Annotated in this window: 13 protein-coding genes and 1 pseudogene; 8 read left to right on the top strand and 6 right to left on the bottom strand. The window is 63.7% G+C overall.

Annotated elements, in window-relative coordinates; translation table 11 throughout:
- The first annotated feature begins 111 nt into the window (after nucleotides 1–111).
- Entirely contained in the window at nucleotides 112–900 is a 789-nt protein-coding gene (locus LPA34_RS14225) for an SDR family NAD(P)-dependent oxidoreductase (RefSeq protein WP_228979121.1), read from the top strand.
- Nucleotides 901–1,104: 204 nt separating this feature from the next.
- Here the strand turns inward: LPA34_RS14225 and LPA34_RS14220 are convergent, their stop codons facing one another.
- On the bottom strand, nucleotides 1,105–1,524 hold the full coding sequence (locus tag LPA34_RS14220; RefSeq protein WP_228979120.1) for a winged helix-turn-helix transcriptional regulator: 420 nt from the start codon (nucleotides 1,522–1,524) through the stop codon (nucleotides 1,105–1,107).
- A 451-nt stretch (nucleotides 1,525–1,975) separates the two neighbouring features.
- Here LPA34_RS14220 and LPA34_RS14215 point away from each other — a divergent pair, with 451 nt between their 5' ends.
- Both LPA34_RS14215 and LPA34_RS14210 read left to right on the top strand, forming a co-directional pair.
- On the top strand, nucleotides 1,976–2,848 hold the full coding sequence (locus LPA34_RS14215) for an NmrA family NAD(P)-binding protein (RefSeq protein ID WP_228979119.1): 873 nt from the start codon (nucleotides 1,976–1,978) through the stop codon (nucleotides 2,846–2,848).
- A 37-nt stretch (nucleotides 2,849–2,885) separates the two neighbouring features.
- A complete protein-coding gene (locus LPA34_RS14210; protein ID WP_228979118.1) occupies nucleotides 2,886–3,299 on the top strand; it encodes a DoxX family protein in 414 nt (137 codons plus the stop codon).
- Nucleotides 3,300–3,390: 91 nt separating this feature from the next.
- Here the strand turns inward: LPA34_RS14210 and LPA34_RS27140 are convergent.
- Nucleotides 3,391–3,839, bottom strand: a pseudogene (locus LPA34_RS27140) (IS30 family transposase); the annotation flags it as partial.
- Between the two features lie 44 nt (nucleotides 3,840–3,883).
- Here LPA34_RS27140 and LPA34_RS14200 point away from each other — a divergent pair.
- On the top strand, nucleotides 3,884–4,834 hold the full coding sequence (locus LPA34_RS14200; protein ID WP_228979117.1) for a recombination-associated protein RdgC: 951 nt from the start codon (nucleotides 3,884–3,886) through the stop codon (nucleotides 4,832–4,834).
- Between the two features lie 112 nt (nucleotides 4,835–4,946).
- Here LPA34_RS14200 and LPA34_RS14195 read toward each other — a convergent pair whose 3' ends face one another.
- Nucleotides 4,947–5,369 (bottom strand): cupin domain-containing protein, encoded by a 423-nt coding sequence (locus tag LPA34_RS14195; RefSeq protein ID WP_228979116.1) that lies wholly within the window; start codon nucleotides 5,367–5,369, stop codon nucleotides 4,947–4,949.
- A gap of 259 nt (nucleotides 5,370–5,628) precedes the next feature.
- Here LPA34_RS14195 and ahpC point away from each other — a divergent pair, with 259 nt between their 5' ends.
- Both ahpC and ahpF read left to right on the top strand, forming a co-directional pair.
- A complete protein-coding gene (ahpC, locus tag LPA34_RS14190) occupies nucleotides 5,629–6,192 on the top strand; it encodes an alkyl hydroperoxide reductase subunit C (protein ID WP_090533782.1) in 564 nt (187 codons plus the stop codon).
- A gap of 150 nt (nucleotides 6,193–6,342) precedes the next feature.
- Nucleotides 6,343–7,938: an alkyl hydroperoxide reductase subunit F gene (gene ahpF / locus LPA34_RS14185; protein ID WP_228979264.1), complete on the top strand. Its 1,596-nt coding sequence runs from the start codon at nucleotides 6,343–6,345 to the stop codon at nucleotides 7,936–7,938.
- A 194-nt stretch (nucleotides 7,939–8,132) separates the two neighbouring features.
- Here the strand turns inward: ahpF and LPA34_RS14180 are convergent, their stop codons facing one another.
- From LPA34_RS14180 to LPA34_RS14170, 3 genes are all read right to left on the bottom strand, one after another.
- A complete protein-coding gene (locus tag LPA34_RS14180; protein ID WP_228979113.1) occupies nucleotides 8,133–10,250 on the bottom strand; it encodes a 2Fe-2S iron-sulfur cluster-binding protein in 2,118 nt (705 codons plus the stop codon).
- A gap of 63 nt (nucleotides 10,251–10,313) precedes the next feature.
- The gene (locus LPA34_RS14175) at nucleotides 10,314–10,934 is read right to left on the bottom strand and encodes a glutathione S-transferase family protein (protein ID WP_228979112.1); all 621 of its coding nucleotides are present in this window, start codon (nucleotides 10,932–10,934) and stop codon (nucleotides 10,314–10,316) included.
- A gap of 170 nt (nucleotides 10,935–11,104) precedes the next feature.
- A complete protein-coding gene (locus LPA34_RS14170; protein WP_228979110.1) occupies nucleotides 11,105–12,007 on the bottom strand; it encodes a LysR family transcriptional regulator in 903 nt (300 codons plus the stop codon).
- 168 nt (nucleotides 12,008–12,175) lie between these two features.
- Between LPA34_RS14170 and LPA34_RS14165 the strand changes: the two genes are divergently transcribed.
- Both LPA34_RS14165 and LPA34_RS14160 read left to right on the top strand, forming a co-directional pair.
- On the top strand, nucleotides 12,176–12,556 hold the full coding sequence (locus tag LPA34_RS14165) for a DUF5594 family protein (protein WP_228979109.1): 381 nt from the start codon (nucleotides 12,176–12,178) through the stop codon (nucleotides 12,554–12,556).
- A 96-nt stretch (nucleotides 12,557–12,652) separates the two neighbouring features.
- The gene (locus LPA34_RS14160; RefSeq protein ID WP_228979107.1) at nucleotides 12,653–12,961 is read left to right on the top strand and encodes a hypothetical protein; all 309 of its coding nucleotides are present in this window, start codon (nucleotides 12,653–12,655) and stop codon (nucleotides 12,959–12,961) included.
- Nucleotides 12,962–13,053: the final 92 nt, after the last annotated feature.

The following is a 13,053-nucleotide window of genomic DNA, read 5'->3' as shown; positions in this document are numbered from 1 at the left end:
GCGACAGCGCTAGGATGGGACCCTGCCTGGCGCGTCGCGCGCCAGATCCGGACTTAGTTTGCGCATGGCACCGTGCGGGCGCGCCGGCATTTTTCTGGAGGAATCGTTTCGATGGATCTGCATCTCAAGGACAAACTCGCGCTCGTTACCGGCTCGACCAAAGGTATCGGGTTTGCAATCGCCACCGGTCTCGCACGCGAAGGCGCGCGCGTGATCGTCAATGGACGTTCGCGGGAATCGGTGGACGAAGCGCTGGCAAAGCTGCGCGCGCAGGTTCCCGACGCGCGTGTCGAAGGCTTCGCCGGCAATCTCGCCGACCCGAAGCAGATTGCCGCGCTCGTCGAAAAGCATCCGGCCGTCGATGTGCTGGTGAACAACCTGGGCATCTTCGATCCGAAGCCGTTCGAGGAAATTCCTGACGAAGACTGGCAGCATTTTTTCGACACCAACGTGATGTCGGGCGTACGGCTCTCGCGGGCGTATCTGTCGAAGATGAAGCAGAAGAACTGGGGGCGCATTGTCTTTATCAGCAGCGAGAGCGGCATCCAGATTCCGGTCGAGATGATTCACTACGGCGTGACGAAGACCGCCCAGCTCGGGCTGTCGCGCGGCATTGCGGAGAGCTGCGCGGGCACCGGCGTCACGGTCAATGCGGTGCTGCCGGGACCGACGAAGTCCGATGGCGTCGCTGAATTTGCAACGAAGCTCGCTGCGGGTAAATCGTTCGAGGAGTTCGAGAAGGGCTTCTTCGAAACCGGGCGCCCGAGTTCGCTGCTCAAGCGCTTCTCTACGCCGGAAGAAGTCGCGAACATGGTGGTGTATGTGTGCTCGGAAGCGTCCGCTGCGACGAATGGGGCGGCGTTGCGCGTGGATGGCGGTGTCGTGAGATCGGCGTTCTAGGCGGTTTGTTTCGACAGTTGTTCGCGCCAGGCGCGGTCACGAGGCGGGCGTTCGAAGGAGCGCCCGTTTTTTTATCAGGCTGAAGCGGACAACGCGGGGCTCCCTCAAGAAGCGGATTTTTTTACCTTCCACGCCATCTGCAAAGCCTGGACATATGAACTGCCCGCTTCAGGCTTTCGCCACCACCTCACATCGGACCAACATCTAGCGCGGGACATCACCGGATGCGCCGTCAAAGCGGACGCGCGCGGCATGGATGTCGGAATAACGACGATCGGCCCAATCGATAAGGGCCGCCATCGGGTCCAGCAGGGATTGGCCTAGCGGGGCCAGACGATATTCGACGGTCGGCGGCCTGGTGGGAAAAACATGGCGGGTGATGAGTCCGTCGCGCTCCAGATCGCGGAGTGTCTGGGTAAGCATGCGCCTGGAAATGTCCGGGATCGCTCGGTGAAGCTCGCTGAAGCGCTGCGATCGCGTCGCGAGCTCCATGATCATGAGCATGCTCCATTTGTCGCCGATGCGGTCGAGCACGTCACGAACCGCGCAATGTGCGGGCTGGGCGTCGCCTGATTGACGTTGATATCGGCTGAATCTCTCGATCGCATTCTGTGCGGTGCTCATTCAGGTTCCCTTTAACTCTTCTGGTAACAAAAAACTGCCTCCTTCCGGAGCGAGGCATAGGTCTCTATGATAGACCTGCCCTCAAACATAGACTATTCCTCAAGGAGCTCAGATGTCAGGCCCTGTTCCCGTCCGCCTTCCATACCCAGGCTCTGGCGGACATCCGGGCCGCCGTGTGGTGGAGTTGCGAATGGAAGCCGGAGATTCCGATATCACCGCATCCAGCCGCAGCCCGCCGCAACCCGCGGAAATTGAGCCGCTTCGCCGCGAAGCTCAAAGCAGATTTCAACGATCCAGCCCCGCTCGCCGTGGCCTTTGCCGGAGTCGAGCGCCTGCTGATCATCTCCATCGATGGGTTGGGCGACACATTCTTTCCAGCAACAGCGTATCAGGATGAATCTCCAGATCGCGAGTTGGCGTTTAAAGGCAATACAGATTTCAGGAGAAACACATGTTTTTGGTCATGGGAATTACAGGACGCGCAGGCGGCGCAACGGCCCGACATCTGCTGGCGCAAGGCAAAAATGTACGCGCGCTGGTCCGCAATCGCGAGAAGGCGACAAATTGGGCGGATCAAGGTGTGGAACTGGTCGATGGCGACTGGAATGATGCGGCGGCCGTCGAGCGGGCGCTCGAAGGGGTCGAAGGTGCATTTGTCATGCTGCCGGCTGTCTGGGCACCCTCGCCTGATTTCAGGGAAGCAAAGAGCGTGATCGCGAACTTTGTCGAGGCGCTGACCAGGGCAGCGCCGCCGCGGGTGGTTGTGCTTTCGTCGATGGGTGCGAACAGAACCAGCGGGCTGGGGATGATCACGGCGCTGTCGCTTCTGGAGCAAGGATTTCGCCACCTCACATTGCCGGTCGCCTGTGTGCGAGCCGGCGGGTTTTTCGAAAACTTCCTTTACGGCCTGCACGTCGCCCAGGGCGGCACGCTACCCGTCTACTACAACCCGACGAGCCGGAAATCGACCATGGTCGCGACCGACGATATCGGCGCCGAGGTGGCGACACTGCTGACCGGGCCGGCGTGGTCCGGGCATCGCGTCGTCGAGCTTGGCTCGATGGTCAGCGCGGATGAAGTCGCGGCCCAACTGGGCGAAGTCATGCAACGCGACGTCAAGGCCTTTGCCATCCCGCGGGCCGGCTGGCCGGCAGCGTTCGAACAGCTCGGCATCCCGAAGGGCCAGACTGGACCGGCCGAAGCGATGTTCGATGCCGTCAACGCGGGCTGGATGGACCTCGGCGTCGAGGGTACGGAGCATGTCGCGGGCACGACGTCCCCTCGCGATGTCTTTGCGGCGGCCCACAAGGCCGCTACGGCATGAACCGCGGCATTCACACCAGGAAAGATCGAGGTCTAACATGAAAGGTTTTGTTTTGGGTGCATCAGACAAGGAAGGAAGAATGTCCCGGATTTCCTGGCGCCAGGTATTACCGTTGGCTCTTGCCGCTTTTTTCGTCGTGGGATCGCTCAGCAACATCGTCGCCCCGCGATCCATCATTGAGGAATATCTGAAGTGGGGATATCCGCACTGGTTCCATTTCGTGACCGGTTCGCTGGAACTCATGACCGCCGTTCTGCTGGCGCGGGCAAGGACGCGGCTGTGGGGTTCGGCGCTCGGCTGCACCGTGATGCTGGCTGCGCTCGCGACCGTCACACTTCACGGCGAATACCGACATGGGGTGGCGCCACTTGTCGTGGCGACACTATCGATTGTTGTCGGCTGGATCACCTGGCGCCAACGGCTCGCTGCCGGGTCCCTGGCACAGGCCTGACTTTAAGCGGCCCTCAAGAATTTGAAAGCCTGCCGGAAATGCTATGACCAATCAGTTGCCGGTTTCAAATCCCGGTTGCAACAGGGTTGAGTTATTGAATTGAGCCTGGCGGTCGATGGGTCAATGCGAGTATTCGAGCAAAGACTTCGGGAGGGGAATGGAACGCGTGAGTGGCGCGTGGCCGGGCGTCGAGGTTGTCGGCAAGGGCATCGAGATCGTCCTGGGTGAAGGTGCTCAGGTCGGTGCCTTTGGGCAGGTACTGGCGCAGCAGGCGGTTGGTGTTCTCGCAGGTGCCGCGCTGCCAGGGACTGCGGGAGTCACGGAAGTAGACCGCCACGCCGGTTCTGACGGTGAAATCCTTGTGACGGGTCAACTCCTTGCCCTGATCGCAGGTCAGGCTGTGACGCAGCGGTGCGGCGATCGAAATGAGCTGGCCGGGAAGCCCGCCAGCGCCGGGGCGGCCGTGGCGTAGCCTTGGCGTACGAAAACTCCCTTTCTTGAGCGCACTTCAACACGTACGGTGACATCCGCGCGTGAACCGCGCGCGCTCGTATAGAATCTTGCCCTTTGCCGGGCGCATCCACATGTGGTTCAAGAATCTTCAGCTTCACCGTCTTTCGTCCCCGTGGTCCATCACTGCTGAGCAACTCGAGGACGCCCTCGCGGCGCACGCGTTCCAGCCCGGCAGCAGTGTCGAGATGCAGCGCCACGGCTGGGCGCCGTCGCGTAGCAGCGACAATGGCGAGAGCGGCGCGCTCGTCTACTCGAATCATCGTCAGATGCTGCTCACGTTCCGCTCGGAAAAGAAGCTGCTGCCGGCGTCGGTGGTGAACCAGGTCACGAAGGCGCGCGCGCTCGAGATCGAGGAACAGCAGGGCTACAAGCCTGGCCGCAAGCAGATGAAGGAGATCAAGGAGCAGGTCACCGACGAGTTGCTGCCGCGCGCGTTCAGCATCCGTCGCGACACGCGCGTGTGGATCGATACGGCCAGCGGCTGGCTCGTCATCGACGCCGCCGCGCAGGCACTCGCCGACGATGTGCGCGGCCTGCTCGTCAAATCCATCGACGGGTTGCCGCTCGCAAGCGTGCGTGTCGCGCTGTCGCCGGTTGCGGCGATGACCGACTGGCTGCTTTCAGGCGATGCGCCCGGCGGCTTTACCGTCGACCAGGATGCCGAACTGCGCTCGGCAGGCGAGGGCAACGCGACCGTGCGCTACGTTGGCCACGCGCTTGAAGCCGACGACATGCGTCGCCACATCGAGGCAGGCAAGCAGTGCATGCGTCTCGCGATGACCTGGAACGACCGCATTTCGTTCGTGATGACGCCTTCGCTCGTGATCAAGCGCGTCACGCCGCTCGACGTCGTGAAGGAAGCGTCGGATCCGACCGCGCAGAACGACGACGAACGTTTCGACTCGGACTTCGCGCTGATGACGGGCGAACTCGCGCAGATGTTCGCGGACCTCACCGACGCGCTGGGCGGCGAACACGGCGAACACAGCGAAGCCGCGATGCCGCAGGCGGCCGCGGCCTGAGCGGCAGCGACCGGGAAGCGGAGCCGGATAAGCGGAGATAACCCGGACGTGGCCGCAGCACGCGAACCCGCTTCAGGAATCGACACCTTCATCCCGGCAAACGAGGCCGCCTTCAGCCGTCGACGGACGGATCGTACGGCACGATCTGCTCGGTTTCGTCCGCGAGCGTGCGCGCGACGATCGCTCTCGCGGGCGTCGTCTCGCTCAGATTGAACGGCTGATGCGGCACGCCCGGTGGAATAAACAGAAAATCGCCGGCCCCGGTGATCACCGATTCGCGCAGCCCGGCGCCGTAGCGCGTCTCCACACTACCTTCCAGCACATAGATTCCCGTCTCGTAGCCGCGATGCGAATGCGGTTCCGCATGGCCGCCGGGCGGCACGACGATGAGATACATCGACAGTTCGCGCGTGCCGGCCGACTGTGCCGACAACCCCACGAAGTACGGAAGCCGCTGCTGCGTGGCAATTTCCCGGTCGGGCCTGATCTTGACGACGGACTGTGACGTAGCCGTGCGCTGAATGGCGTCGCTCATGTGCGCTCCTGCTGGAATTGGCGTGCGCGGCGCGTTTCAGGGCTGTCTCACGCCCGACGGCCGGCCAGAGCGTACCAGACCCGATCCGGGAAAAGCCCGGCGGATGCACGTTCCGGCCAGAAATTCTACGCCCGCGGCACGTCTGGCCTGATCAATAGCAAATACAAATCACGCAGATACAAACAATCAACTTTAACTATGTATCTGCTCCAGGCACAATGGCATCACTTTCTCCACCACGCAAACAAAGGACGCAACGATGCCGATCATCAACAGCCAGGTTAAACCGTTCAAGGCAACCGCCTATCACAAGGGCGAATTCGTTCCGGTCACGGAGGAATCGTTCAAGGGCAAGTGGTCCGTCGTGGTGTTCTACCCGGCCGACTTCACGTTTGTATGCCCGACCGAACTGGGCGATCTGGCCGATCGTTACGCCGAATTCCAGAAGCTCGGCGTCGAAATCTACAGCGTGTCGACCGATACGCACTTCACGCACAAGGCATGGCACGACACGTCGGACACGATCGAAAAGATCAACTATCCGATGATCGCCGATCCGACGCTCGCGATCTCGCGCAACTTCGACGTGCTGATCGAAGAAGAAGGCCTTGCGCTGCGCGGCACGTTCGTGATCAACCCGGAAGGCGAGATCAAGCTGTGCGAAATCCATGACAACGGTATTGGCCGCGACGCCGGCGAACTGCTGCGCAAGGTGCAGGCTGCGCAATACATCGCGGCGCATCCGGGTGAAGTCTGCCCCGCGAAGTGGACGCCGGGTGCGGAAACGCTGACGCCTTCGCTCGACCTGATCGGCAAGATCTAAAACCCACGTCACACCGCAGCGCGCCATATGCGATATGGCGTGTATCTGTGCGGGCCGTTGCGTGTCGATGCACGCAGCGGCCCGGCCATCTTCGCCTCGCTGTCCGCAGCGCCCGCCGCCCGCCATCTTCGTCACGGAATCCGCCAGACCATGCTCGACGCCAATCTCAAGACCCAGTTGAAAACCTACCTCGAAAAGGTCAGCCGGCCGATCGAGATCATCGCTTCGCTCGACGACAGCCCCAGATCGCAGGAACTGATCGCGCTCCTGAACGACATCGCATCGCTGTCGGACCGCGTGTCGGTGACCGAACGTCGCGGCGATACAGAGCGCAAGCCGTCGTTTTCGATCGGTGAGCCGGGCAAGGACACCGGTATCCGTTTCGCGGGCATTCCGATGGGCCATGAGTTCACATCGCTGGTGCTGGCGTTGCTGCAGGTCGGCGGCCATCCGGTGAAGCTCGACGAGCCCGTGATCGAGCAGATCCGGAACCTCGAAGGCAACTATCAGTTTGAAACGTATTTCTCGCTGTCATGCCAGAACTGCCCGGAAGTCGTGCAGGCGCTGAACGTGATGGCGCTGATCAACCCGCGCATCCGTCACGTTGCGATCGACGGCGCGCTGTTCCAGAACGAAGTCGAGGCACGCCAGATCATGGCGGTGCCGACGATGTTCATGAACGGCGAAGTGTTCGGCCAGGGCCGCAGCGGCGTGAAGGAAATCCTCGCGAAGCTCGACAGCGGCGCGGGCGCACGCGCCGCGAAGGAACTGGAGACGAAGCCGGTATTCGACACCCTGATCGTCGGCGGCGGCCCGGCGGGCGCGGCGGCGGCGATCTACTCGGCGCGTAAAGGCATCATGACGGGCGTCGTCGCGGAACGCTTCGGCGGCCAGGTGCTCGATACGCTCGCGATCGAGAATTTCGTCTCGGTGAAGGAAACGGAAGGACCGCAATTCGCCACCGCGCTCGAGCAGCACGTGAAGAGTTACGAAGTCGACATCATGGACGTACAGCGCGCCGAAGCACTGGTTCCGGGCCGTATTCACGCGGTGCGTCTTGCGAACGGCGCGGTGTTGAAAGCGAGGACGATCGTGCTCGCGACCGGCGCCCGGTGGCGCGAAATCAACGTGCCGGGCGAGCGCGAGTATCGCAATCACGGCGTGGCCTACTGTCCGCATTGTGACGGCCCGCTCTTCAAGGGCAAGCGCGTCGCGGTGATCGGCGGTGGCAATTCGGGCGTCGAAGCGGCGATCGATCTGGCCGGCATCGTGCGCGAAGTCACGCTGATCGAATTCGGCACGCAGCTGCGTGCCGACGAAGTGCTGCAACGCAAGCTGCGCAGCCTCGCGAACGTGACGATCGTGACGCACGCACAAACGACGGAAATCACGGGCGACGGCAAGAAGGTCAATGGCCTCGTCTACAACGACCTGCGCTCGGGCGAACCGAAGCGCGTCGAACTCGAAGGCGTGTTCGTGCAGATCGGCCTCGTGCCGAATACCGAATGGCTGAAGGGCACGGTCGAGCTGTCGAAGCACGGCGAGATCGTGGTGGACGCGAAGGGCGCGACGTCGGTGCCGGGCGTATTCGCCGCCGGCGACGTGACGACCGTGCCGTTCAAGCAGATCGTGATCGCGGTCGGCGAGGGGGCGAAAGCGTCGCTCGGCGCGTTCGACTATCTGATCCGGAATTCGGTCGGAGAGGATGCAACGGTGGACGACGAGGAGGCCGCGCTCGCCGGATGATGATTGCGTAGCACGCATGTTGAGCGCGGCGGCGGCCCACGTCGTCGCGTTCTGGCGGGTATTCATGCAGACTCAAGAACGCAACTAACGGCCTGATCTGTCCACTCACCGCCTTATGGCGAATCCGGGCAGGGCGGTGGTTTATCGGATCAGGTCGCGCTGCCCAGCCAAAACCCGCCTGCCAGAGCCCTGGGTCACAGATCCAGTAGAAGACGAGCCGGTGCCTGCGTGCCGGGTTTAACCGCTGCGGGCACGGCGCAGCAGATCAATGCTTCGCCAGCGGCTACTTCAGTTGACGGCGCGACCGGATACGCCACCGCGCCTTCGAGAATCCGCGTGCGGCACGTGCCACAACTGCCGCCGCGGCAGCTGAATTCCGGCGCGAGGCCGCGCGCTTCCGCGAGTTCGAGCAGACTCCCGGATTCGGGCGTCCAGCGCGCTTCCTTGCCCGACTTCATGAACACGACCGGCACGGCAGCCCGCGCGGGCCGCGCCGCCGGTTTGACTGCATCCGCCCCCGCCGCATCCGCCGTAGCCACATCCACCTTGCGCACCAGCGACGCGGGCCCAAACGCCTCCGCATGAACGCGTGCATCGGCGATATTCAGGTCGCGCAGACCGTCATAGATGCTCTGCATGAACGGCGCCGGTCCGCAAAGATAGAAGTCGTAGTCGTTGAACTGAAGCGTGCGGTTCAGCATCGCCATATCGATGCGGCCGGCTTCGTCGTAATCCTGCGATTCGAGTGCGCCGTCGGTCTGGCTCAGCACGCGGATCACGCGCACCGCACCGCCGGCCGCCTGTTCGAGCGCCGCGATCTCGCGGTCGAATGCACGTTCCGCCTTCGAATGCGTCGCATAAAACAGGTACGTCGTGCGGATGCGGCGCTTGCGAAAGCCTTCATAGACGATATGCCGCAACATCGCGAGCATCGGTGTAATGCCAACGCCCGCGGCAAGCAGCACGGCCGGACGGCGTTCGGCCGCATCGATGGTGAAGCGGCCAGCCGGGCTACGCGCTTCGATCACGTCGCCGGTGGAGAGCGCATCGTGCAGATACGACGACACGCGTCCTTCGCGCTTCACGCTGATCCGGTAGAGCCCGTCGGAAGGCGCAACCGACAGCGTGTAGGTGCGTAGCACCGGCCTGGTTTCGCCGGGCAGCGTCACGCGGACCGGCAGATGCTGACCCGCGGCATGCGGCACGAGCCCGGCACCGTCGGCTGGTTCCAGATGAAACGAACGGATCGTCGAGCTTTCGTCGACGGTGCGCGCGATCTTCATTGGCCGCCACGTACTGGCGAGCGACGCGGCCTTCAGACGGCTGGCGGCTGCGTCCCAGTCGCCCGTGAGCGCCGCGCTCGGCGAGGCGCCGTCGCGGCGCTTCGTCCAGCGCAGCGGCAACGCGCCGCCGCGAAACACCGCGCGCCGCGTCGTGAAGCGCCAGAGCCGTTCGGCACCCTGAAACGCCGCGATTTCCGGCGAATCGAGAATGACTTCCGCGTCGCCCGTGAGCTGCAGCAGATCGCCGGTTTCGAAATCGGCGAACACGAGCCCGGCCTTCGGATTGACGAGAAAATTGCCTAGCGTGTTGAAGAACAGGTTGCCGGCGAAATCGGGAACCGTCAGCACGCCGTCGTCGCCGATGCGCACGAAGCCGGGCTTGCCGCCGCGATGCGAGACGTCGACCTGGCGTTGCGTCACGCCGTCTTCGTCGCGATCCACGTACGAGGCGACGAAAAACGCATCGGCGCCGCGAATCAGTGCACGGGCGCGTTCGTCGAGATGGTCGGCATACTGCGGTGCGACGCTGGCGGGAATCGCCGCGTCGCGAACGAACGCGTACTCGCGCAGCGTGATGTACTGCGGACAATTGCCGAAGCTCGTGCCGACGAGCAGATCGAATCCGCTCGCGTTCTCGCGATGCACTGTGCCGTTCAAGCGGTTGCGCCGGCGCGTCGCGAGATCGATGCCGAGCAGCGCGATCGCGTTGCCGTCTTCCATGCCGCTGTCGGCGGGGTCCATCGCGTCGCGGACATTGCCGATGTGCAGCGTGAGCGCATCGGGCGCGTGCATGAAACCCGGCTGGCCCGCGCGCACGGTTGCCCATACATCGCCCTCCGGATCGACCGCGCCGAGCATGACGTACGGCAGGAGCGGGTAGAACGCGCGATGCTGCTCCGGCAGAAAATCGCGCAGCACACGGCGGCCGACTTCATCCATCCGTCTGTCGACGCCGGCCTTGCGCTGGATGGCGAGCTCGCCTGCGTGCCACGGCGAGCGTGCAAGCGTCTCAGGTGCTTCGATCATCATGGCGGCTCCCGGCAAGGCAGACGTTGCGTGGACGCATACGCCCACGCAGGAAGGCTCGAACGATCAGGCGGCTTTCCCGGCGAGCCCGGCCGGCGACTGCGCGAACGGCACGAATCCCGGCAATGCTTCGACGCGGGCGAGCCATGCCATCACGTTCGGATACGCGCTGAGATCGACGTTGCCTTCCGGCGCGCGGGCGACGTAGCTGTAGAGCGCCACGTCGGCAATCGACGGATGCGCGAGCGCGATCCATTCGCGTCCCGCCAGCTGGATTTCGATGCGCGCGAGCAGCGTGTGCGCGCGGGCGATCACTTCATCGGCGTGGAGCTTCGCGCCGAACAGCGTGACGAGACGCGCGGCGGCGGGGCCGAAGGCGAGGTCGCCAGCGGCGACCGACAGCCAGCGCTGCACGGCGGCGGCTTGCCGCGGCTCGACGGGCAACCAGTCGGTCTTGCCGAAACGGCTCGCGAGATAGACCAGGATCGAGTTCGAATCGGGGATCACCGTGTCGCCATCCACCAGCACCGGTATCTGGCCGAACGCATTGAGTTTCAGGAATTCGGGCGATTTCTGTTCGCGCTTCGTCAGGTCGACTTCGACCAGTTCGTGTTCGATGCCGAGCAGCGAAAGAAAGAGACGCGCGCGATGCGCATGACCGGACAGCGGATGGTAGTAAAGCTTCATTCGTTTCTCCTCGGACGGATTCGGGTGGGACGTATCGGACAGCCATTGCAGTCTAGGCGTCGTCGTCACGGGTTTGAATCCGTCGCGCGGAGAATTGACCGTTCGCGAAACGAGAAGAGTGGGGGAATGCCCGCCACATGGGTGTTTCAGCCCGGGTGGCGGCCTGGCCGCTATGGATTGAGCGAGCTGTTCGAGCGCAGCGTTTCGATCGCGAGATCGACGAACGTGCGGACCTTGCGCGTGACGTGCCGTCCTTCGCGGTGCATCACGTGGATCGGCAGCGGCGGCGGTTCGAACGCCTCCAGTACGATCTGCAGCGTGCCGTCGCGCAACTGCTGCGCGATCTGGTACGACAGCAGTTGCGTCAGCCCCAGGCCCGCCGCGACCGCGCTGATCGCCGAATCGTTGGTCGTCGTGGTCATCCGCGGTTTGACGCGCACCGCGTGCCGGCGCTCGTCACTGCCAAAACGCCATTCGGATAGCGTCGACACACCGCTTGCCGAGACGATCGCGCGCCCGGCCAGGTCCTCGGGATTGCGGGGAACACCGTGCCGCGCCAGATAATCCGGCGAAGCGCATACCACGCGGCGAACCTGTCCGACGCGCACCGCCTGCATCGACGAATCCGGCAGGTCGCCGAGACGGATCGCGATGTCGATCCCTTCATCGACGATGTTCACGATGCGATCGAGAAACCAGCAGCTGACGTCGACTTCCGGATACCGGCCGAGATAGTCGATGACGATCGGCGTCACGTAGTACTTGCCGAACAGCATCGACGACGTGATCGACAGCAGGCCGCGCGTCGTGCCGTGCATGCTGGTGGCCGACTGCTCGGCTTCCTCGATGTCGGCGAGAATGCGCCGGCACCGGTCGGCATAATCGGCGCCGGTGTCGGTCATGCGGACCATGCGCGTCGTGCGGGTGAGGAGCCGTACGCCCATCGCGTCCTCGAGTTCGCCCACCATGCGCGTCACCACGGAAGGCGACACCTTCAGCTTGCGGGCCGCCGACGCGAACCCGCCGGTATCCACCACGGTCAGAAAGGCAGTCATGGCTTGCAGGCGGTCCATGGGGTTCCTGTAACGGTGCGTTGAGTGATGGGCGAGGGTAGGGCCGGTGCGGCCCCACAAAGGATATCCCAGGCCGGGGGTGCTGCGCGCCCTGGCCTGGCACGCAGCACGTTGCGCGCCGGGCGCCGATGAACGACACTGCCAGCCTGACCTCATCGGCGAACGACCATGAACCAGGAGACCGCCGCGTGCTTCGAACGTGATTTCGTGCCGCGCATCACCGCCACACTCGTACGTATTTTCAGCCAGCGCGTACACATCGACGTGATTCCGTATGGCGGCGCGCTGCATCCCACGCGGGTACGCATCACCGGGGACATCCTTCCGGCCGGCCACGGTTACGCGCATCCGCTCAACGTTGCGCTAACGTGGGACAGCGACGCGATTCACGGCTTGCTGGCGCCGGGCGGCGAGGCGCGCTTCGCGCGCTATCTCGCCGCGCTGCCGCGCAAGCTCGACAACTGGCAGGGCGGGCGCGCGATCGATTTCGGCTCGCGCTCGCAGGCGGAACCGTCGATATTGCTCGGCGGGCTCGATTTCGAGGCGTGATTTTCGACGCGTGATGCAGGGCGGCGGCGCCGCGTCCTGTGCGGTGCGGTGCGGCCGTCATGCTACGATCTGACGGTCAGGACGATGGAGGTGGCCATGGCTACGTACGCTGTTGACGCTGTACGCATCAACCCTGCTAACGACCGCGTCACGCACGTGCGCTGGGCGCTCATCAATCCGAAGACCCACGAGTGGCTGTCGCAGCATGAAATCGTCGAAGTGGACGAAGTCGTCAAGGTGATCCGTGCGGGCAACCTGGTGTGGTCGCTCTACACGCTCGGCGGCATGCGGCTCCTCGGGCCGAAGATCAAGACCGTCTCGCACACGGACGGCCACGACGGCATCGATACGGATATTCCCGGCGGCCACGTCGAAAAATCGATCGACGATTTACCGCGCGTCTGAGTTTTTCGCGTTCTTCCGCGCTTGCATACAGCAATTTACCGGCCGCGGGCGTTGTGCGCCCGCGACCCGTAGGTTGCCCGGTTAACCGCTCG

This window comes from Paraburkholderia gardini (assembly GCF_907164575.1).
GTDB lineage: Bacteria > Pseudomonadota > Gammaproteobacteria > Burkholderiales > Burkholderiaceae > Paraburkholderia > Paraburkholderia gardini.
This window is presented reverse-complemented; position numbering and strand designations above follow the sequence as displayed.